General features: G+C 69.4%; 13 protein-coding genes, 1 tRNA gene and 1 rRNA gene. 3 read left to right on the top strand and 12 right to left on the bottom strand.

What is annotated here, in order from left to right:
• Positions 1 to 131: 131 nt before the first annotated feature.
• Both ACWD4G_RS31145 and ACWD4G_RS31140 read left to right on the top strand, forming a co-directional pair.
• A complete protein-coding gene (locus ACWD4G_RS31145) occupies positions 132 to 980 on the top strand; it encodes an Fpg/Nei family DNA glycosylase (RefSeq protein ID WP_451299300.1) in 849 nt (282 codons plus the stop codon).
• A gap of 117 nt (positions 981 to 1,097) precedes the next feature.
• Positions 1,098 to 1,862, top strand: coding sequence for an SDR family NAD(P)-dependent oxidoreductase (locus ACWD4G_RS31140; protein ID WP_451299298.1), 765 nt, complete (start codon positions 1,098 to 1,100; stop codon positions 1,860 to 1,862).
• A 635-nt stretch (positions 1,863 to 2,497) separates the two neighbouring features.
• Here ACWD4G_RS31140 and ACWD4G_RS31135 read toward each other — a convergent pair.
• The 9 genes from ACWD4G_RS31135 to ACWD4G_RS31095 all read right to left on the bottom strand — a co-directional run bounded on the left by ACWD4G_RS31135 (position 2,498) and on the right by ACWD4G_RS31095 (position 17,685).
• Positions 2,498 to 2,968: a Dps family protein gene (locus ACWD4G_RS31135; protein ID WP_451299296.1), complete on the bottom strand. Its 471-nt coding sequence runs from the start codon at positions 2,966 to 2,968 to the stop codon at positions 2,498 to 2,500.
• A 339-nt stretch (positions 2,969 to 3,307) separates the two neighbouring features.
• Complete coding sequence (locus tag ACWD4G_RS31130; protein WP_451299294.1) at positions 3,308 to 3,691, bottom strand: helix-turn-helix domain-containing protein; 384 nt, start codon at positions 3,689 to 3,691, stop codon at positions 3,308 to 3,310.
• A gap of 109 nt (positions 3,692 to 3,800) precedes the next feature.
• A complete protein-coding gene (locus ACWD4G_RS31125) occupies positions 3,801 to 4,346 on the bottom strand; it encodes a CinA family protein (protein WP_451299292.1) in 546 nt (181 codons plus the stop codon).
• Positions 4,343 to 5,221: a CDP-diacylglycerol--glycerol-3-phosphate 3-phosphatidyltransferase gene (gene pgsA, locus ACWD4G_RS31120; protein WP_451299290.1), complete on the bottom strand. Its 879-nt coding sequence runs from the start codon at positions 5,219 to 5,221 to the stop codon at positions 4,343 to 4,345. The genes ACWD4G_RS31125 and pgsA overlap by 4 nt, the downstream gene beginning before the upstream one ends.
• Positions 5,218 to 6,699 (bottom strand): 30S ribosomal protein S12 methylthiotransferase RimO, encoded by a 1,482-nt coding sequence (gene rimO / locus ACWD4G_RS31115; protein ID WP_451299288.1) that lies wholly within the window; start codon positions 6,697 to 6,699, stop codon positions 5,218 to 5,220. Before rimO ends, pgsA begins: the two co-directional genes overlap by 4 nt.
• A gap of 134 nt (positions 6,700 to 6,833) precedes the next feature.
• A complete protein-coding gene (locus tag ACWD4G_RS31110; RefSeq protein WP_451299286.1) occupies positions 6,834 to 7,697 on the bottom strand; it encodes a helix-turn-helix domain-containing protein in 864 nt (287 codons plus the stop codon).
• Between the two features lie 393 nt (positions 7,698 to 8,090).
• Complete coding sequence (locus tag ACWD4G_RS31105; protein ID WP_451299284.1) at positions 8,091 to 10,838, bottom strand: DNA translocase FtsK; 2,748 nt, start codon at positions 10,836 to 10,838, stop codon at positions 8,091 to 8,093.
• A gap of 305 nt (positions 10,839 to 11,143) precedes the next feature.
• Positions 11,144 to 11,827, bottom strand: a complete 684-nt coding sequence (locus tag ACWD4G_RS31100) for a response regulator (RefSeq protein WP_451299282.1) — start codon at positions 11,825 to 11,827, stop codon at positions 11,144 to 11,146.
• Between the two features lie 368 nt (positions 11,828 to 12,195).
• Entirely contained in the window at positions 12,196 to 17,685 is a 5,490-nt protein-coding gene (locus ACWD4G_RS31095) for a HAMP domain-containing protein (RefSeq protein ID WP_451299280.1), read from the bottom strand.
• Positions 17,686 to 18,067: 382 nt separating this feature from the next.
• On the opposite strand from ACWD4G_RS31095, the gene ACWD4G_RS31090 reads away from it, so the two are divergent.
• Positions 18,068 to 20,821 carry a SpoIIE family protein phosphatase gene (locus ACWD4G_RS31090; RefSeq protein ID WP_451299278.1) on the top strand — a complete coding sequence of 918 codons (2,754 nt, stop codon included), beginning with the start codon at positions 18,068 to 18,070 and terminating at the stop codon, positions 20,819 to 20,821.
• 108 nt (positions 20,822 to 20,929) lie between these two features.
• Here the strand turns inward: ACWD4G_RS31090 and ACWD4G_RS31085 are convergent.
• The 3 genes from ACWD4G_RS31085 to rrf all read right to left on the bottom strand — a co-directional run.
• Positions 20,930 to 21,002 (bottom strand) — tRNA-Thr (locus ACWD4G_RS31085).
• Positions 21,003 to 21,112: 110 nt separating this feature from the next.
• Positions 21,113 to 21,775, bottom strand: coding sequence for a DegT/DnrJ/EryC1/StrS family aminotransferase (locus ACWD4G_RS31080; RefSeq protein ID WP_451299532.1), 663 nt, complete (start codon positions 21,773 to 21,775; stop codon positions 21,113 to 21,115).
• A 113-nt stretch (positions 21,776 to 21,888) separates the two neighbouring features.
• Positions 21,889 to 21,974: ribosomal RNA gene (gene rrf, locus ACWD4G_RS31075) — 5S ribosomal RNA — on the bottom strand; the annotation flags it as partial.

Genomic DNA, 21,974 nt, shown 5'->3' with positions numbered 1-21,974 from the left:
CACTTCACCTCGGCCCAAGCCGCCACCACACCCCTGTCGCACCCACACCGATGACCGCGCCCCCCACGCCCCCAAAAGCCACCCCACCACCCCTCGCCCCCTTCCACCCCCTCACATGCCACCCTTGACCCATGCCCGAAGGTGACACCGTCTGGCAGACGGCGAAACGGCTGCACTCGGCCCTCGCCGGAAACGTGCTGGTCCGCTCCGACCTACGCGTCCCGAAGTACGCCACGGTCGACCTCACCGGCCGTACCGTCCTGGACGTCACACCGCGAGGAAAACACCTCCTCACCCGGATCGAGGGCGGCCTGACCCTCCACTCGCACTTGCGGATGGATGGTTCCTGGAAGGTGTACGGCACCGGCGAACGCTGGACCGGCGGCCCGGCCCACCAGATCCGCGCGATCCTGGGCACCACCGACCGAACAGCCGTCGGCTACCGCCTCCCTGTACTGGAACTGCTCCGCACCACCGACGAACACCGGGCGGTCGGCCACCTCGGCCCCGACCTGCTCGGCCCGGACTGGGACCCCGACAAGGCCCTGGCCAACCTCCTCGGCGACCCGACCCGCCCCCTCGGCGAGGCCCTCCTCGACCAGCGCAATCTCGCCGGGATCGGCAACGTCTACAAGAGCGAGCTCTGCTTCCTCCTCCGGGTCACCCCCTGGCTGCCCATCGGCGCCCTCCCGAAGGAGACCGCCGCCCGGCTCCCCGCCCTCGCCAAACGACTCCTCGAAGCCAACCGCGACCGCCCGATCCGCAGCACCACCGGCCACCACCGGCACGACCTCTTCGTGTACGGCCGCGCCCCCCGCCCCTGCCTCCGCTGCCACACCTCCATCCGTGCCGCCGACCAGGGCGACGGCTCCCGCGAACGCCCCACCTACTGGTGCCCCACCTGCCAATCGGGCCCAGCCCCACCACCGGGCACCCCACGCACATCCCGCCCACGCCCCCACCGCCGTACAGCCAACTGACCACAGACACCCCCCTCGCCCTTCCTCCTCCAGCCTCCCCCTCTCCCTTCCTCCGCCCTCTTCCCCTCCCCGTCCAACCAATTGACGCCCCGTCAGATCTGCTCGTACCGTCACCCCATGCCCACAACGGCGTACGACCTCACAGGCCGCACCGCGTTCGTGACAGGCGCCGGCGGTGGTATCGGCCGGGCGTCGGCCGTGCTGCTCGCCGAGGCGGGAGCGACCGTGCACTGCGCGGACCGGGACGCCCCGGGCCTGCACGAGACCGCGACGCTGATCAAAGCCGCAGGCGGCACCGCCCACACCCATCACCTCGACGTCACCGACCGCGCCCAGCTCGCGCAGGCGGTGGCAGCCTGCGAGGACCTGCATGTGATGGCGGCGATCGCCGGGATCATGCACAGCAGCCCCGTGCTGGACACCCACGACGAGGACCTGGACCGGGTGTGGAACGTCAACTTCAAGGGCGTGCTGTACGCCTGCCAGGAAGCGGCCCGGGTGATGATCGCGCGAAAGACCCGGGGCAGCATCGTCACCATGGCCTCCGGCGCCGTCGACACCGGCGGTCCCGGGCTCCTCTGCTACGGAGTGACGAAGGCGGCCGTGGTCCAGCTGACGAAGACCTTGGCGACCGAGGTGGGCCCGCACGGCATCCGTGTCAACGCCGTGGCCCCCGGCTGGATACGTACGCCCATGACCGCCCGCCACGACGCCGAGGCGCAGGCTCGGACCGAGTCGTTCATGGCCCGGCTGTCACCCCTGGGCCGGGTCGGCGAGCCCGAGGACATCGCCCACGCCGTACTGCATCTCGCTTCCGACGCCTCATCCTTCACCACGGGCCAGATCCTCCGCCCGAACGGCGGCGTGGCCATGCCTTGGTGACCACGCGCCCGAGCCACCCCACGAGCCCACCCGGGCGGGTTCTCCCCTTCCCGACATCCTCCGCGGCCGCGCGCCCCCCGGCCACGACCGCCCCACACCCCTTCGGCACGCAATGCACGGGCAGAAGGCTCAGCCCCCACCCCCCGGCCACGACCGCCCCCTCCACCGCACCGGCATCCGGCGCGGTGGCCAGCCGCAGCGCTCCCCACCACCACAGCGCACCGAGCCCCAGAGCCGCCCCCCAGCGCACTATCCGCATAGTCGCCACCTCCAGGCCTTCGGGCCCAACCACCACGACGCTAGACAGCCCCCGACACGGCCGGGGAGGGCGCACCACCGGCACAGGGACGCACGGCTCACTCATGTGGACCGCATGCCCACACCACCCGGTGCGCCCCGCGCCCCCTCCCCGCTCCCACCACGCACCCGACGCCTCCACCGCCCACGCGAACCCGCACAACCCGCGCAGCCCGCCCCGAAGCACCCACCCACGACACGAGCCGACCGAACGGGAGCCACCACGCACCCACCCACCCCGTGGGGCCGACCGAACCGACGCCCCACGACCCTCCAGCCACGCCCGCCCCAGCTCGGCCCAACCCTGCCCGGCCCGGCCCACCACGATCCAACCGGCGCTACCCGTTCTCCGCCTGAAACATCCAGTGATGCTTCTCAAGATCCGCCGTGATCCCGATGAAGATGTCCTGGCTCACAGGATCGGCCTCCGCGGTGTCCACCACCCGCGCCCTCATCCGTATGATCACCGAACCGAGCGCCTCCACCAGCGTCCGCACCGCGTCGGTGTCCTTGACCCACCCCTCGGCGACCTTGCCGATACCGCTGCTCGCGGCGACGGTCGAGGCCCGGCCGTCCGGCGAGACGCCGAGCGTGGCGGCGCGCTCGGCGACCGTGTCGGAGTGGAGCCGAGCGGTGCTCACGACCTCGTCGAGCTGAAGGTGGACGGAGCGGAAACGCGGCCCGACCACGTTCCAGTGCATCTGCTTGGCCACCAGGGAGAGGTCCACGAGATCGACGAGAGCTCCTCGCAGCGCCTCGGCGACGGTCTTGAGGTCGGCATCGGACAACGGGCTCTTCACGACGTACATCGGCACGCTCCGGGTTCCAGGTCCCATCAGACACGGCCGTACGAACACCTGTGACCCGCACGACCCCCGAGGCCCGCCCCTCCACCATGACCGCACACCCCCCGCCCGGCAAACGGGGACCAGCACCACCCGAAGCCGATCCCGCACACCCCGCACCCCGCACCCCGCACCACCCGAAACCCAGCCGCGCGCCCCCACGCACCCCCGCACAACGCGAAAGCCCCGGCCGGCACCCCCAGGTCTCCCTGAAGGCCCCGACCGGGGCTTCCGCTCGCTTCGCCTCATCGGCGTGCGTGCGACGTCACATATGAGACGCCGTCAGACGCACCCTCGTGGTCGTCAGGCGGCGACGACACCCACCGCTTCGCTGGCTGCCGGTGCCTTGATGGTCACCCGCTCCGGTGGCACACCGGCCACCGAGACGGAGTTGAGTACAGGACGACGCACTGGTGCTGGCACCGGCTCGGTGGCCGCTGCGGACTGGGCCAGCTCGGCAAGGGCGAGCTCGTCGCTCACTTCCCGCATGAGCTCGGACATCCGTACGTCCAGCGCGTCGCAAATGGCGGAGAGCAGCTCGGAGGAAGCCTCCTTCTGCCCCCGCTCCACCTCGGAGAGATAGCCGAGTGAGACTCGGGCGGACGAGGAGACTTCGCGCAGAGTACGGCCCTGGCGCTGGCGCTGCCGACGCAGCACGTCACCAAGCAGGCGACGGAGCAGAATCATCGGTGGCTCCCTCCTCGGACCGTGTAGCCGCATCCTTCACGCCCCACCGTACCGCCTCGCGCTGCGGCCGTGCGGGGAGCGCTGTTGTGTTCACTAAGGGCTGCAAACATCAAGTCCCCCCGTTCTGTTCCGTATCCTGTGCCCGCTCGTTCCCGGTCTGTTCGCCCGCAAGCTCCTCAAGAAGCAGTGCGAGTACGCTCCGTACACTCTCCATACGGATTTCCGTCCGGCCGCCGTTCAACCTCAACGACGCCACTTTCCCGCCACCGGTTGCCCCCGAATCCGCTGTGGACGGCCCGGCGACGGCCACATAGACCGTGCCGACGGGCCGGCCGTCCTGCGGTTCGGGGCCCGCGACCCCGGTGGTCGAAATTCCCCAGTCGGCGCCGAGCGCCTTGCGTACACCGTCCGCCATCTCCGCCGCGACCTGCGGGTCCACCGCGCCCCTCTGGTCCAGGAGGGTGGCGTCCACACCGAGCAAACGGTGCTTCAGGTCGGTGGCGTACGCGGTGACCGAGCCCCGGAACGCCTTGGAGGAGCCCGGGGCCGCGGTGATCGCGGCCGCGACCAGACCGCCGGTCAGGGACTCGGCGACGGCGAGCGTCTCACCCCTCACCGTCAGTAGTCGCAGCACGTCGGCGGCCGTGGACGTCACCGTTCCGCTCCCTCCGACGCGGCTTGGCGCTCGGCGATTCCGTGCCGGCGCAGCACAATGGCCTGTCTCACATAGTCGAGTCCGGTGACGACGGTGAGGACGACCGCCACGGCCATCACCCACCACCTCAGGGTCGCCAACGGCCCCTCCAGCACCAGGACGTACATCCCCACGGCGGTGCCCTGGGCGAGGGTCTTCAGCTTGCCGCCGCGGCTCGCCGGGATCACCCCGTACCGGATGACGACGAAACGCAGCAGGGTGATCCCGAGTTCCCGGCCGAGGATGACTCCGGTCACCCACCACGGCAGGTCACCCAGGGAGGACAGACAGATCAGCGCGGCACCCATGATGGCCTTGTCGGCGATGGGGTCGGCGATCTTCCCGAAGTCGGTGACGAGGTCGTAGGTCCGGGCAAGGTGGCCGTCGAAGATGTCGGTGATCATGGCGACGGCGAAGGCCGCCCAGGCCCAGGCCCGCCAGACCGGGTCGTAGCCGCCGTCCATGAGCATCAGTACGACGAAGCCCGGGACGAGGACCAGGCGGACCATGGTCAGGATGTTCGCGATGTTCCACAGGCTGGCCTGGTTGACGGCGGCGGCGCCCAGCTTCCCGCCACGCGGGGACCGCACGCCTCCGGAAGCGCCGGAGGCACTGGAAGCGCTCCCTCCGCTCTGCGCCCCCACAGCGGCGCCACCGGCATCCAGGGCGCCCTCGGCACTCCTGGCTCCCGGCGCGCCCCGGACCTCCTCGGCGCCCTCGGACACCGGGGCATCCTCGGCATTCACGACGCCCTTGGCCGCCGCGGGCCCTTCGGCGCTCGTGGCGCTCTTGGCGCCGGAGGAGCCGCCCGCCGCGGATGCCGGGACTCCCGTCATCTGGCCGCCTCCTCGGGACACACGGGGGAGCCGAGGGAGCTCGGAAGCGCCTCGGCCACCAGGTCGACACCTTCCGTGCCGATCACCTTGGCCTCGACCATGAGGCCGACGCTCAGTTCCTCGCCGCCCGTGAACAACACCTGACCGTCCGTCTCGGGTGCCTGGTGGGCGGCCCGCCCGCAGGCGCCGTCCTCGTCGTCGACCGACTCGACCAGCACCCGCACGGTCTGTCCGACCCTCTCCTCGGCGCGCTGCGAGACCAGCTCCTCGGCCAGCCGCGAGACATGGGCGAGCCGCTCGGCGACCACGTCCTCGTCCAGCTTGTTCTCGTACGTCGCCGCCTCGGTGCCCTCCTCGTCGGAGTACCCGAAGACACCGATGGCGTCCAGGCGGGCGCCGTTCAGGAAGCGCTCCAGCTCCGCGAGGTCGTCCTCGGTCTCGCCGGGGAAGCCCACGATGAAGTTGGACCGGACGCCCGCCTCGGGGGCCTTGCCACGGATGGTGTCCAGCAGTTCCAGGAAGCGGTCGGTGTCGCCGAAGCGGCGCATGGAGCGCAGTACGGCGGGGGCGGAGTGCTGGAAGGACAGGTCGAAGTAGGGCACGACCTTGGGCGTGGAGGTCAGTACGTCGATGAGGCCGGGGCGCATCTCGGCGGGCTGGAGATAGCTCACCCGCACCCGCTCGATGCCGTCGACCTCGGCCAGCTCGGGCAGCAGCGACTCCAGCAGGCGGATGTCGCCCAGGTCCTTGCCGTAGGAGGTGTTGTTCTCGGAGACCAGCATGATCTCCTTCACGCCCTGCTCGGCCAGCCAGCGGGTCTCGTTCAGCACATCGCTGGGGCGGCGGGAGATGAAGGAGCCTCGGAAGGAGGGGATGGCGCAGAAGGAGCAGCGGCGGTCGCAGCCGGAGGCGAGCTTCACGGAGGCGACGGGCGAGCCGTCGAGGCGGCGCCGCAGCGGTGCGCGCGGGCCCGAGGCCGGGGCGAGCCCGTCCGGAAGGTCGACGGGGGCGTGCCCCGGAAGCGCGACCTCGGCCGCGGACTCCTGCCGCTCGGCCGGGCTGATCGGCAGCAGCTTGCGCCGGTCGCGCGGGGTGTGGGAGGCGTGGATGCCGCCGTTCAGGATGGTCTGGAGGCGGTCGGAGATGTCGGCGTAGTCGTCGAAGCCGAGCACTCCGTCGGCCTCGGGCAGGGCCTCGGCCAGCTCCTTGCCGTACCGCTCGGCCATGCAGCCCACCGCCACGACGGCCTGGGTTCTGCCGTGGCCCTTGAGGTCATTGGCCTCCAGGAGCGCGTCGACGGAGTCCTTCTTGGCGGCCTCGACAAAGCCACAGGTGTTGACGACCGCGACGTCCGCGTTCTCGGCGTCCTCGACGAGTTCCCAGCCGTCCGCCTCCAAACGGCCCGCGAGCTCCTCCGAGTCGACCTCGTTGCGGGCGCAGCCAAGAGTGACGAGTGCGACGGTACGGCGTTCAGGCATGGGCTCAAGACTACTTCGTCCCACTGACACCCCACGTCTACGGGGTTGGCCCTTGTCGGCCAACCCCGTGGACGTACTGCTCTTCGATTCGTCTGTATGTCCGCTGTATGTCCGCGATCCGTATCCCGGTCGGATCAGCCGACCTCGGGGTCGCCCTTGGTGTAGGTCAGGCGTTCGACCTGGCCGGCCTGGAAGTCGTCCTCGATCTTCTTGCCGTTGACGTAGAGCTGGACGGCCCCGGCGTCGCCGAGGACGAGGTCGATCTTGGAGCTGTCCTGGAAGGTCTTGGACTGGCCCTGCTTGAGCAGGCCGCTCCACAGCATCCGGCCGTTGTGGTCCTTCGCGGACATCCAGGTGCGTCCGTCGGTGGCGCTGACCTGCACGGTCACCTTGTCACGGGGAGCCGCGGCGATGGCGCTGTCGGAGGGCTCCGGCTTGGGGTCGGCGTCGGGCTTGTCGGCCTTCGGGGTGGGCGAGGGGCTCTTGCCGGCGGTGGGCGTGGAGCCCTCCACGGCTTCGGTACTGCTGCTGTCGTCGCCGCCGTTGAACGCGGTGAAGCCGACGAAGCCGATCACCGCGACGATCGCGGCGACCATGGCGGCGGTCCAGTTGGGGCCGCGTCGCTCCGGACGGATGCGTTCCGCCTCGAACAGCGGGGCCGCGGGCGTGGGCGCGGGACGTCCGCCGTGCGCCTCGGCGAACTGTTCGAGCAGCGGTGCGGGATCGATACGCACCGCGCGCGCGAGGGTGCGGATATGACCGCGCGCGTAGACATCGCCACCACAGGCGGCGAAGTCGTCCTGCTCGATCGCGTGCACGATGGCGATGCGGACCCGGGTGGCGTTGCTGACGTCGTCGACGGTCAGGCCGGCCGCGATACGTGCCTGCTGGAGGGCACGGCCGATCGAGGGGCGTTCCGCCGTGCGTTCGTCGCGGTCGTCTTCGAACGGACGCTCGTCTTCGGGGGAGTTGCCGTCAGGGGAGTTGCCGATGGACACGGGGGCGCCTTTCGAGCGTGTAGCCACCTGTGCTGGAGGTTCAGTCTAGGGGGGGTACGAAAGGGTGGGGCAACCGGGCGGTGGGACTTTGTACGCCAACAGAATGGCCGGTCATCCTGGTGGTGGTGATGGTGGGACACATGGCCGTCCCTTCCTCCAACTTGACGTACGCCGAAGGGAAACGGTTGCTCACCATTTGCTTACGGGTGAGTCACGTTCGAATACCCGGATGACGCAACCCCGCCCGCCATCCCAGCCCCGCTTCTCCCGCCATCCCAGCCCCGCTTCTCCCGCCATCCCAGCCCCGCTTCTCCCGCCATCCCACCCGCGTTTCGCTCGCCGGACAACCGCTTTTCGACTCGGCGGCGCCGATGCGACCCCTTCGTACGCCCCCTATGCCTCAGTCTCCCCCCGGATCACCGCGAGCACTCCGTCCAGCTCATCGGGTTTCACAAGAACGTCACGTGCCTTCGAACCCTCGCTCGGTCCGACGACGCCCCGGGACTCCATGAGGTCCATCAGCCGCCCGGCCTTGGCGAAGCCGACGCGCAGCTTGCGCTGGAGCATGGAGGTCGAGCCGAACTGGGTGGAGACGACGAGTTCGGCCGCCTGGCAGAGCAGGTCGAGGTCGTCGCCGATCTCCTCGTCGATCTCCTTCTTCTGCTTGGTGCCCACGGTGACGTCGTCCCGGAAGACCGGCGCCATCTGGTCCTTGCAGTGCTGGACGATCGCCGCGACCTCCTCCTCCGTCACGAACGCGCCCTGCATACGGGTGGGCTTGTTGGCGCCCATCGGCAGGAACAGCCCGTCGCCCTTGCCGATCAGCTTCTCGGCTCCGGGCTGGTCGAGGATGACGCGGGAGTCGGCGAGCGAGGAGGTGGCGAAGGCGAGCCGCGAAGGAACGTTCGCTTTGATCAGACCGGTGACGACGTCGACCGAGGGCCGCTGGGTGGCGAGCACCAGGTGGATGCCGGCCGCGCGCGCGAGCTGGGTGATCCGCACGATCGCGTCCTCGACGTCGCGCGGCGCGACCATCATCAGGTCGGCCAGCTCGTCCACGATGACCAGCAGATACGGGTACGGCTGGAGCTCGCGCTCACTGCCCTCGGGCAGCTTGACCTTGCCGTTCCTTATGGCCTCGTTGAAGTCATCGATGTGCCGGAAGCCGAACGCGGCCAGGTCGTCGTAGCGCAGATCCATCTCGCGCACGACCCACTGCAGCGCCTCGGCGGCCCGCTTGGGGTTGGTGATGATCGGCGTGATCAGGTGCGGGATGCCCTCGTACGCGGTCAGCTCGACCCGCTTGGGGTCGACGAGGACCATGCGGACGTCCTCGGGGGTCGCACGGACCATGACCGAGGTGATCAGGCAGTTGATGCAGGACGATTTGCCGGAGCCGGTCGCACCTGCGACGAGCACATGCGGCATCTTCGCCAGATTGGCCATCACATAGCCGCCCTCGACGTCCTTGCCGAGCGCGACCAGCATCGGGTGGTCGTCCTCGGCGGCGTCCGCGAGACGCAGTACGTCGCCGAGGTTGACCATCTCACGGTCGGTGTTGGGGATCTCGATGCCGACTGCGGACTTGCCGGGGATCGGGCTGATGATCCGTACGTCCGGGCTGGCGACGGCGTACGCGATGTTCTTGGTCAGCGCGGTGATCCGCTCGACCTTCACCGCGGGGCCCAGCTCGACCTCGTAGCGCGTGACCGTCGGCCCGCGGGTGAAGCCGGTGACGGAGGCGTCGACCTTGAACTCGGTGAAGACGTTGGTGAGGGAGGCGACGATCGCGTCGTTGGCGGCGCTGCGCGACTTGCCGGGGCCGCCGCGCGCGAGCAGGTCGAGGGAGGGCAGTGAGTAGGTGATGTCGCCGGAGAGCTGGAGCTGTTCGGCGCGCGGCGGCAGGTCGCGGTGCTCGTCGGGGGCCTGTTTGGTGAGGTCGGGGACGAGGCTTTCCTGCTTGGCGGCCTTCGCTGCCTTGGCGGCCTGCGGGTCCTGCTTGGGTGTCTTGCCGCGCGAGGCGGGGATGGGCGTGGTCTCCTCGCGGTCCCCGACGGTGACGCCCTGGGTGAGGTCGGCGACGACCGGCGAGGGCGGCATGCCGTGCAGTACGGCCCCGTCGAGTGCGGCGGCAGCGGCGGCGGCCACGTCGACGGCGTCCATGGGCCGGTCAGGGTCGGGCTGGCGTACGGCGGAGCGGCGGGGCCGGCGACGGGAGAGGGCCTCCTGCTCGGCGTCGTCCGGGTCGTACTGCCGGGGGGCGGATGCGCGCCTGCGGGGGCGTGCGGGGAGCGAATCGCGCCACTGCTCGTCATAGCGCACGTCGTCGTCGCTGTACTGGTCGGACTCCTCGTCGTCCTTGTCGTCCGCGACGATGCCCAGCTTCTGCCCGAGCAGCCGCAGCCGCTGCGGGATCGCGTTGACCGGTGTCGCGGTGACCACGAGCAGCCCGAAGATGGTGAGCAGCACGAGCATCGCCACGGCGAGGGCCTCGCCCATGGTGTAGGTCAGCGGGGTGGCCGCGCCCCAGCCGATGAGCCCGCCGGCGTCCCTTATCGCCTGCATGCCGCCGTCGCGCGCGGGCGCCCCGCAGGCGATGTGGACCTGGCCGAGCACACCGATGGCGAGCGCGGACAGACCGATGACGATCCGGCCGTTGGCATCGGGCTGTTCGGGGTGGCGGATGAACCGTACGGCGATGATCGCGAGCAGTATCGGCACCAGCAGGTCGAGTCGGCCGAAGGCGCCGGTGACGAGCATTTCGACGAGATCGCCCACCGGGCCACGGAGGTTGGACCAGGTGCCTGCGGCGACGATCAGCGCGAGTGCGAGCAACAGCAGCGCGATGCCGTCCTTTCGGTGCGCCGGGTCGAGATTCTTCGCGCCCTGCCCTATGCCCCGGAAGACGGCGCCGACGGCGTGCGCGGCACCGAGCCAGACGGCGCGTACCAGTTTGAGCACGCCGGAAGTCGGGTTGGGCGCCGGCTTCGGCGGAGGGGCCGTCTTCTTCGCCGCCGCCTTCTTGGCCGGTGCCTTCTTGGCGGCGGCTTTCTTCGCGGGGGCCTTCTTCGCCGGAGCCTTCGTCGGAGCGGCCGCCTTCTTCGCGGGCGGCTTCTTCGCTGCGGACTGACGTGAGGCCATGAGTGTGAGGTTACCGGTGGAGGCCACAGCGGACACGTGCGACTACTGCTTCACCCGTTCGTGTCGCATGTCGGAAGTGGCCAAGCTGACGAGGCAGGTCGACGCACGCGTCCCGTGGGTCCGCCGACCACTAGCTGCCCCTGTCGTCCGGCCATGACTGCCCCGGTCGGCCGACCGCGATGCGGCACTGGGTGACGACTCGGCTCTGAACCAACGGCTCGTCGGCGGCCCTGATCTCAACCCGGCCCGGCTCCTGGCCACTTCAACGGCCCCAGGCCTGGCCGGGCCCGTGGAATGCGTCCCGCTCAGTTCTGCGAGGGCAGCGAGGCGGGGCCGCCCGTGCCCGGCTCCAGGGCGTCCAGCGCCCTGCGCAGCCCGGTGAGTTTGCGCTCCAGATGGGCCGCCGTCGCCACCGCCGCGGCGTCCGCGGAGTCGTCGTCGAGTTGTTTGGAGAGGGCCTCGGCCTGCTCCTCCACGGCCGCGAGCCGCGCCGACAACTCGGCGAGGATGCCTCCGGAGGGCTCCTTGGAGCCGCCCGCCGCGCCCTTGCCGCCACCCTCCAACTGGAGCCGCAGCAGCGCCGCCTGCTCCCTGAGCTGGCAGTTCTTCATATACAGCTCGACGAAGACGGAGACCTTGGCGCGCAGCACCCAGGGGTCGAACGGCTTGGAGATGTAGTCGACCGCGCCCGCCGCATAGCCACGGAAGGTGTGGTGCGGTCCGTGGTTGATGGCGGTCAGGAAGATGATCGGGATGTCCCTGGTCCGCTCGCGCCGCTTGATGTGCGCCGCTGTCTCGAAACCGTCCATGCCCGGCATCTGGACGTCCAGCAGGATGACCGCGAAGTCGTCCGTCAACAGCGCCTTGAGCGCTTCCTCCCCGGACGATGCCCGCACCAGTGTCTGATCGAGCGCGGAGAGGATGGCCTCCAGCGCCAACAGATTCTCCGGCCGGTCATCGACCAGGAGGATCTTGGCCTTCTGCACCATGGCCCGCCCTCCTCGCCCCGGCTTGGGGCCTCCCCTGTCCGCAGGACTCGGTGTGACACCGCTCGGCGCCACCCCAGGGGACGACTCCCTTGCGCCGCCCGTCCTTGTGCCGGTCATCGTAGCCGCACCCCGCCCGTCGCCACACCCTGTCACCGTGATGTCACTGTGCTCGTAGCAGAAACGCGGTGGGGCTCCAGAAGGTTCCCCGAATCCCGCACTTCTACACAGCCCTGGCCACACTCAGTCAACAACTTCGCGCGCCATCCATCGCGTTGCGACCACTCTCCCGCACGCCTCCGACATCGACGACACGGGGGGTGTCGGTTCCGACCGCGCGCGGGAACCCTGTCCGGCGCGCGGCGACTTGGTCACTCCCCGCGCATCCACTGCTCCATGACGGACAGCAGATGATCAGGATCGACCGGCTTGGTCACATAGTCGGAGGCGCCCGAGTCGATCGCCTTCTCCCGGTCGCCCTTCATCGCCTTGGCCGTCAACGCGATGATCGGCAGCCCCGCAAACTGAGGCATCCGGCGAATCGCACTGGTCGTTGCATACCCGTCCATCTCGGGCATCATGATGTCCATCAGTACGACCGTCACATCGTCGTGCTGCTCCAACACCTCGATGCCCTCACGACCGTTCTCGGCGTACAGCACGGACAGGCCGTGCTGCTCCAGGACGCTGGTGAGCGCGAAGACATTGCGGATGTCGTCGTCGACGATCAGCACCTTCTCGCCGTCGAACCGCCCACGGCCACGGGGCTGCGCGGCGGTGGCCTGCTGCGCCTGCATCCACGGCTCCTGCAGCTGCCCGCCCTGCCCCGGCAGGCCCGCGACACCGTTCGACACGGACCGGCGGCGCCGCCTGAACAGCGCGGCGGCCCCGTTCTGCGTCTCCCGGTACGACTTCACCTCGGCCGGAGTCTCGGTGGGCCCGCTCAACTCGTGCTCGGACGCGAGCAGTTCCCCCGCCTCCAGCGCGGCGGGCGCGTTGTGCGGGTAGCCCTGCGGGGGCAGTTCGCTCGGGTGCAGCGGCAAATACAGCGTGAAGGTCGAGCCGCGGCCGGGCTCGCTCTGGGCGTGGATCTCACCGCCCAGCAGCCGGGCGATCTCCCGCGAGATGGACAACCCCAGCCCCGTACCGCCGTACTTGCGGCTCGTGGTGCCGTCCGCCTGCTTGAACGCCTCGAAGATCACCCGCATCTTGCTGGCCGCGATACCGATACCGGTATCCGCGACCGAGAACGCGATCATGTCGGCGTCCGCGTCCCGCAGCGAACCGGCCTCCAGCAACTGCTCCCTGATGGCCATCGGCACATCCGCCCCGGCCGGCCTGATGACCAGCTCCACGGCCCCCGAATCGGTGAACTTCACCGCGTTGGACAGCAGGTTCCGCAGCACCTGCAACAGGCGCTGTTCGTCCGTGTGCAGCGTGGCGGGCAGCTCCGGTGAGACCCGTACGGAGAAGTCGAGGCCCTTCTCTGCCGTCAGTGGGCGGAAGGTGGCCTCCACGTAGTCGACGAGCTGGACGAGCGCGATCCGGGTCGGCGAGACGTCCATCTTGCCCGCCTCGACCTTGGACAGGTCCAGGATGTCGTTGATCAGCTGGAGCAGATCGGAGCCGGCCCCGTGGATCGTTTCGGCGAACTCGACCTGCTTGGGCGTCAGGTTGGACTCGGCGTTGTCGGCGAGCAGCTTGGCGAGGATCAGCAGCGAGTTCAGCGGGGTGCGCAGCTCGTGCGACATGTTCGCGAGGAACTCGCTCTTGTAGCGCATGGAGACGGCGAGTTGCTCGGCGCGCTCCTCCAGGACCTGCCGCGCCTCCTCGATCTCGGTGTTCTTGACCTCGATGTCGCGGTTCTGCCGGGCCAGCAGCTCGGCCTTCTCCCCCAGCTCGGCGTTGGACGCCTCCAGGGCCCGCTGCCGGACCTCCAGTTCGTCCGAGCGCTCCCGCAGCTGCTCGGTGAGCTCCTGCGACTGCTTCAGCAGTACCTCCGTCTTGGTGTTGACGGAGATCGTGTTGACGCTCGTCGCGATCATCTCGGCGATCTGGTTCAGGAAGTCCTTCTGGATATGCGTGAACGAGTTGAACGACGCCAGCTCGATGACGCCGAGGACCTTCCCCTCGAACAGCACCGGAAGCACGATGACCTGCGCCGGGGGTGCCTCACCGAGCCCGGAGGAGATCTTCAGATAGCCGCTCGGCGCGTTCTCCACGAGGATCGTGCGCTTCTCCTTGGCGGCCGTCCCGACCAGCGCCTCACCGGGCCGGAACGACGTCGGCATGGAGCCCATGGAGTAGCCGTACGAGCCGAGCATCCGCAGCTCGTAGTGGTCCTCGCCGCCCGGGGCGAGGTCCTTGCCGTCGACCAGGGGCATCGCCAGGAAGAACGCGCCGTGCTGCGCGGAGACCACCGGCGTCAGCTCGCTCATGATCAGCGAGGCCACGTCGTCGAGGTCCCGGCGGCCCTGCATCAGGGCGGAGATCCGGGCGAGGTTGCCCTTGAGCCAGTCCTGCTCCTGGTTGGCGATCGTGGTGTCGCGCAGGTTGGCGATCATCTTGTTGATGTAGTCCTGCAACTCCTTGATCTCGCCGGACGCGTCGACGTCGATCTTGAGGTTCAGGTCGCCCCGGGTCACCGCGGTGGCCACGCGCGCGATGGCGCGCACCTGCCGGGTCAGGTTCCCGGCCATCTCGTTCACCGACTCGGTGAGGTCCCGCCAGGTGCCGTCGACGTCACGCACGCGCGCGAGACCGCCCAACTGCCCCTCGGTGCCCACCTCGCGGGCCACCCGGGTGACCTCCTCGGCGAACGAGGACAACTGGTCGACCATCGTGTTGATGGTGGTCTTCAGCTCCAGGATCTCGCCGCGCGCGTCGATGTCGATCTTCTTGGTCAGATCGCCCTTGGCGATGGCCGTGGTGACCATCGCGATGTTGCGGACCTGCCCGGTGAGGTTGGACGCCATCGAGTTCACCGACTCGGTGAGGTCCTTCCAGGTGCCGGCCACACCGGGTACGTGCGCCTGGCCGCCGAGGATGCCGTCGGTGCCCACCTCGCGCGCCACCTTGGTGACCTGGTCGGCGAACGAACTCAGCGTCTTCACCATGCTGTTGAAGGTGTCGGCCAGCTCCGCGACCTCACCGCGCGCCTCGATCGTCACGGTACGGGTCAGATCGCCGTTGGCGACGGCCGCGGCCACCTGGGAGATGTTCCGTACCTGCATGGTCAGGTTCTTGGCCATCAGGTTCACATTGCCGCTGAGGTCCTTCCAGATGCCGGTGATGCCCGGCACGTGCGCCTGGCCGCCGAGGATGCCCTCGGTGCCCACCTCGCGGGCCACCCGGGTCACCTGCTCGGCGAAGGACGACAGCTGGTCGACCATCGTGTTGACGGTGGTGACGAGTTCGAGGATCTCGCCCTTGGCGTCGACGGTGATCTTCTTCGACAGGTCGCCCTTGGCGACCGCGGTCGTGACCTCGGCGATCTGACGCACCTGGATGGTCAGGTTGTTCGCCATGAAGTTCACCGACTGCGTGAGGTCCTTCCAGGTGCCGGAGACGCCCTGAACCTCGGCCTGACCACCGAGCTGGCCCTCCGTACCCACCTCACGGGCCACCCTGGTGACCTCCTCGGCGAACGACGACAGCTGGTCCACCATCGTGTTCAGCGTGTTCTTCAGTTCGAGGATCTCGCCCTTGGCGTCCACGGTGATCTTCTGCGAGAGGTCACCACGGGCCACGGCCGTGGCGACCTGCGCGATGTTGCGCACCTGGTCCGTCAGATTGCCGGCCATGCTGTTCACTGACTCGGTGAGGTCGCGCCACACACCGGCGACCCCGGGCACCTGCGCCTGACCGCCGAGACGGCCCTCCGTGCCCACCTCGCGGGCCACGCGGGTCACCTGGTCCGCGAAGGACGACAGCTGGTCGACCATCGTGTTGATGGTGTTCTTCAACTCCAGGATCTCGCCGCGCGCGTCGACGTCGATCTTCTGCGAGAGGTCGCCCCGGGCCACGGCCGTCGTCACCTGGGCGATGTTCCGCACCTGGGAGGTGAGATTGCCGGCCATCGAGTTGACGGAGTCGGTGAGCTCCTTCCACGTGCCGGACACACCGTCCACGCGGGCCTGACCGCCAAGTCGGCCCTCGGTACCCACGTCCCGGGCCATCCGCGTCACCTGGTCCGCGAACGAGGACAACTGGTCGACCATCGTGTTGACGGTGTTCTTCAACTCCAGCATCTCGCCCGCGACATCGACGGTGACCTTCTGCGAGAGATCACCGTTGGCCACGGCCGTCGTCACCGCCGCGATGTTCCTCACCTGTCCGGTGAGATTCCTAAACGCCGTGTTGACGGAGTCCGTGAGGTCCTTCCAGGTCCCGGCCGCGCCCGGCACCTGCGCCTGACCACCGAGCCGTCCCTCGGCGCCGACCTCGTTGGCCACCCGAGTGACCTCGGCACCGAACGCCGAGAGCTGGTCGACCATGCCGTTGACGGTGTTCTTCAGCTCCAGCATCTCGCCGGCCACATCCACGGTGACCTTCTGCGACAGATCACCGTCGGCCACCGCCGTCGTCACCGCCGCGATGTCCCGCACCTGCGTGGTGAGGTTCCGGAAGACCGTGTTCACCGAATCGGTGAGGTCCTTCCACGTGCCCGCCGCACCCGGCACCTGCGCCTGACCACCGAGCCGTCCCTCGCCACCGACCTCGTTGGCCACGCGCGTGACCTCGTCGGCGAAGATCCGCAGCGTCTCCGTCATCTGGTTGATCGTCTCGGCGAGCTTGGCGACCTCGCCCCGCGCCGGAACACTCACCTTCTGCGACAGATCACCATTGGCGACGGCCGTCGTCACCTGGGCGATCCCCCGCACCTGCTCGGTGAGATTGCCGGCCATGGTGTTCACCGAGTCGGTGAGTTCCTTCCACACCCCGGCCACACCCGGCACCTCGGCCTGACCGCCCAGCTGTCCTTCGGTGCCCACCTCACGGGCGACCCTCGTCACCTCGGAGGAGAACGCCGAGAGCTGGTCGATCATCGCGTTGACGGTGACCTTCAGCTCCAGCATCTCGCCGGCCACGTCGACCGTGACCTTCCGCGACAGATCACCCTTGGCCACGGCCGTCGTCACCAGCGCGATGTCCCTCACCTGTGCGGTGAGTCGATACGCCATCGTGTTGACGGACTCGGTCAGGTCCTTCCACGAACCGGACATACCGCGCACCCGCGCCTGCCCGCCCAGCTTGCCCTCGGTACCGACATCGCTGGCCAGCCGGGTGACCTCGTCGGTGAACGTCGACAACTGGTCGACGAGGTTGTTGACCGTCCGCGCGACCTTCAGGAACTCCCCGCGCAGCGGATGCCCGCTCCCGTCCCCCGCCGGCGTACGCAGCTCCATCCGCGGCGACAGATCACCGTCCGCGACCGCCGACAGCACCCGGCTGACCTCGGAGACAGGGCGCACGAGATCGTCGACCAGCGCGTTCGAGGCATCGATCGCCGTCGCCCACGAGCCCTCGCTCGCACCCGAGTCCAGGCGCTCGGTGAGCTTGCCCTCACGCCCCACCATGCGCCGTACACGCGACAACTCACCGGTCAGATGCAGATTCCGGTCCGCGACCTCGTTGTAGACGGCGGCGATCTCCGCCATCACACCGTCACCCGAAACAGTGAGCCGCTTGCGGAAGTTGCCGTCCCGCATCGCTTCCAGGGCCGTCAACAGCCGGTTCAGGGCAGCCGTGTCCACGGTGGTCGTCCCGTTGCGCGATTTGCGAGGTTTACGCTGTTCGCTCAGGGACTGTCCGCCTTTCGCGCGCGCCTTGTTGCCCCGCGTCGCTACGCCAGACTCCACTGTGTCCCTCCCGCAAGGGTCGACCGTTTCCTGCTCGGCATACTTCGGACCTCGGACTTCACGCATCCCGCTCGGCAGACCGGCTACCGTTCCCCGGGCGCACCGGTGAAGGTACTCGGCCTGGCGCGGCCTCCTCCCGGAAGCCTGCCCAGTGTTTCACCATGCCTGAACCAGGCCATAACAGTTCGGCAGCTTCGTACACGGTCCGCACACCTCCGCACACCTCCGGACACCTCCGGGCGGAAACACAGACGACCGGCATCCGTATGGACCGCGAAGGTAAGTAACCTTGCATGCGGCTGTCCAGCCATGCCGGTCCCGTCCGGCCTGGGCGGTGGCGCACGAGCACGAGCGGGCAGGCATCGGAGGGGCGGCCAGCACCATGACCACCGGACTGCATCCCGGGGAAGCACCCCGGGACCCCAGGCCGACGCGTAACGAGTCTCTGCCGCGGCAGGAGGCCGACCGCGGCTCCCCGCACGTGGAGCACGCCGAGAACCGGACAAGGAGTTCTGTGATCACCGCGCGCGCGGCCGCCAGCTTCGCTGCCGTCTCACGTTCCGTCGCGACCGCCCGCTCCTTCGTCCGCGACACCCTCCAGGGCTGGGGATTCGCCGACATCGTCGACGACGCCGTGGTCCTCACCAGTGAGCTGGTCACCAACGCGGTCATCCACGCGGGCACCTCCGCCGACGTCCTGTGTCTGCGCAGCGCCGACGGCGTCCGCATCGAGGTCGCCGACCGCTACCCCGAGCGCGAGATCCCCCTCCAGTCTCTCCCCGTCAACATGGGCAGCCCCGATCGCGAGGGTGGACGGGGCCTCCAGCTCTGCGCGGCCATGGCGGCCCGCTGGGGCGTCGAGTACACCCCCACCCACAAACAGGTCTGGTTCCAACTCGACCTCCCCGACCGCCCGGTGGGCACCCGCACCGCCGGCCCGTCCCTCCCCGCCGACCTGCTCCCGCTCGCCGACGGACGGGTCCGCGTCGCCGTCGTCCAGATCGACCGCGCGGGCGCCATCGGCTCCTGGAACGAGGACGCCGAGGAACTCTTCGGCTACGCCCCCGACCACGTCATCGGCAAGCCCCTCACCGACCTCGCCGCCTGGCCCCACACCCCCGGCACCAGCACCGGAGTCGCCGAGGCCCTCCAACTCTCCCGCTGGGAGGGCAGCTACGGCATCCGCGACGCCACCGGCCGCGTGACCCCCGTCTACGCCTCCCACCTCCGGGTACGCGACACAGCGGGCGACCCCTCCACGGTCTGCCTCCTCGTACGAGACCACGAGCGCGCGGTTCTGCAGACCCCGCTGCGCGTCCCGACCGGCGACGCGCCCGGCTCCGGCGAGGGCCAGGCCACGGACCCCTTCGAGGTCTTCATCGGCTCCCCCGCCCCCGACGACCTCGACGGCCTGCTCCAGCGCACGGTCGAACGCGCACGCGACATGCTCGACGGCGACTCCGCGTTCCTGCTCCTCGCCACCGACGACGAGACCGAGCTGGAAGTACGGGCCTCCACGGGGCTCCCCTCGGCCCGCCAGCGCTTCGCCCGCGTCCCTGTCGAGGCAGGCCCGGGCCGCTACGGCTCGGCCCGTATGCCCGCCGTCCACGACGACCTCACGGCCGTCCCCGGCGCCGTCCCCCTGCTGAGCGGCACGGGCATGCGCTCGGTCGTCACGGTCCCACTGAAGGTCGAGGGCCGCCTGACGGGCTCCCTGGGCGTCGCCGCCGAATCCCCGAGCCGCTACTCCAACGAGGAGGCCCTGCGCCTCCAGTTCGCCGCCGACCGCATCGCCCTCGCCGTCGAATCGGCCCGCCTGGGCGAGCTGGAGCGCCTGCGCCGGGGCTCCCTGTCCTTCCTCGTCGAGGCCTCCGACCTCCTCGCCGGCACCCTGGACCGTGATCAGACCCTGGCCCTGATGGCCCAGATGACGATCCCGACCCTGGCCACCTGGTGCGCGGTCTACACGATCGCCGACCAGGCCTCCGACCCGTACCTCTCCTACGTGCTGCACGAGGACGAGGACCTCATCGACGGCCTCAAGGCCCTCCTCGCCAAGATCCCCCCGCCGGAGCCGATCCCGACCCCGGGCGCCCGCGTCTGGACGGCACCGGCCGAGGCGGCCCACCACGCGGCCCTGCGCACCTCCATGCGCAGCCTGGGCCTCGGGGAGCCCGCCACGGTCAGCTCGGGCATCGGTACGACCCTCGCGACGGCCTCCGCGGTCGGCGGCGAGACGGTCGTCCTGCCCCTCGTGGCCCGCAACCGCGTCATCGGCATGCTGACGCTCGGCAAGCCGACCGACGAACACTTCCGCCAGGAGATCCTGGAACTCGCCGAGGACCTCTCCCGCCGGGCCGCCCTCGCCCTGGACAACGCCCGCCTCTACTCGGAGCGCATGGCCATCAGCCAGTCCCTCCAGCGCAGCCTCCTGCCGCCCGAACTGCCACAGATCGACGGCGTCGAGGTCGAGGTCATCTACCGCGCGGCCGGCGAGGGCAACGAAGTCGGCGGCGACTTCTACGACCTCTTCCCGATCCGTGACGGCGCGTACGGCTTCGCCATCGGCGACGTCTGCGGCACGGGCCCGGAGGCCGCCGCGGTCACCGGCCTGGCCCGCCACGCCCTGCGCCTGCTCGCCCGCGAGGGCTACGCGGGCCCCGCGGTCCTGGAGCGCCTCAACTCCGCGATCATCGACGAGGGAGCCCGCAGCCGCTTTCTGACGCTCCTGTACGGCGAGTTGTGGCCCCAGGAGGACGGCAGCGCCCTGCTGAAGGTCGTCTGCGCCGGACATCCACTGCCCCTGCGCCTCCGCCAGGACGGCACGGTGGAGCCCGCCGCCGAACCCCAGGCACTCCTGGGCGTCATGGAGGACCTGGAGCTGTACGAGCAGACCGTCACCCTCGATCCCGGTGACGTCCTCCTCTGTGTCACGGACGGAGTGACCGAACGCCGAGAGGGCACCCGCATGTTGGGCGACGACGGCCTCACCGAGGTCCTGACGACCTGCACGGGCCTCACCGCCGGCGCGGTAGCGGCCCGCGTCATGCGTGCCGTGGAACGCTTCGCCTCCGACGCCCCGTCCGACGACATGGCCATCCTCGCGATGCGCGTACCGGGCCTTCAGAACGACTGAGAACGGAACGCGAAAGCCCCGGGCCGACATGGCCCGGGGCTTTCACGTCGGTGAATTCGAGCCGAACATGAAAAAGGCCCCGCCCAATTGGGCGGGGCCTTTTGGCTGAGCCCCCAAACGGAATCGAACCGTTGACCTTCTCCTTACCATGGAGACGCTCTGCCGACTGAGCTATAGGGGCTTGTCACCTTGCCGAGGTTTCCCTCGCGGCAACGGAATAGATCATACCCCGAACAGACCCGTGCTCCCAAACCGCGCTCGCGCGATCAACGGGGCTTCTCCCAGGGCCGCTCAGAACGCCGGCTGCAGCAGCCCACCCAGCGCGTTGCAGGCCGACACCAGCCGGTGCAACTCGCGCCGCGACATCCTGTCGGCGATGGGCAGCGCCAATGTTTCGTCAGCGGCCCGCTCGGTCTCCCGCAGACACACGTCCCGCCGGAACCCGGGCATCCGATGCACCGGCGTTTTCACGGGCACGCTGCACTCAATTCCCTTGGCCCGCAGGGCCCGTGCGAAGGCGTCCCGGTCCGGCCGCCCATTGCCCGGCACCCGCACGACGTACTGCTGGAACGTGTGCGTGCCACCCCCGTCGGGGGTCCATACGCCCTTCAGCTTGGCACTGAGGTACGCGGCCCGCTGCCGACGCTCCCCGACCTCGCTGTACGGCGTCTCGGACTCGCCCTGTTCCAGCACCAACAGGTTGTGCCGGCGGCCCACTTCACGCAGCCCGGCGATGTCGGCGGACCGACCGAATCGATGCACGACGACGACCGCGACCGTCTGCGAGGTCACGACGGCTTCGACGGCCGAGGGAGCCAGGCAGTACGTCATCGGGTCTATGTCGGCGAAGACCGGCATCGCCCCGGCTTCCGCGACCGCCTCGGCGACCTCCGAGTTCCCGAACGCCGGCACGACCACCTCGTCACCGACGCCGACCCCTGCGGCCCTGAGCATTCCAACGGTACCCATGCTCGGATCTTGGACGCGGAACGTGAACGCGGAGTGACAGGCAACAAAAAAGAGCTGGTCCCCGAACCGAAATTCAGGGACCAGCTCTTTCAATATTTGTTCGGCGGCGTCCTACTCTCCCACAGGGTCCCCCCTGCAGTACCATCGGCGCTGTGAGGCTTAGCTTCCGGGTTCGGAATGTAAC

Source organism: Streptomyces sp. NPDC002643 (assembly GCF_053592555.1).
The sequence above is the reverse complement of the archived record's forward strand: the minus strand, read 5'-3'. Positions and strand labels throughout refer to the sequence as shown.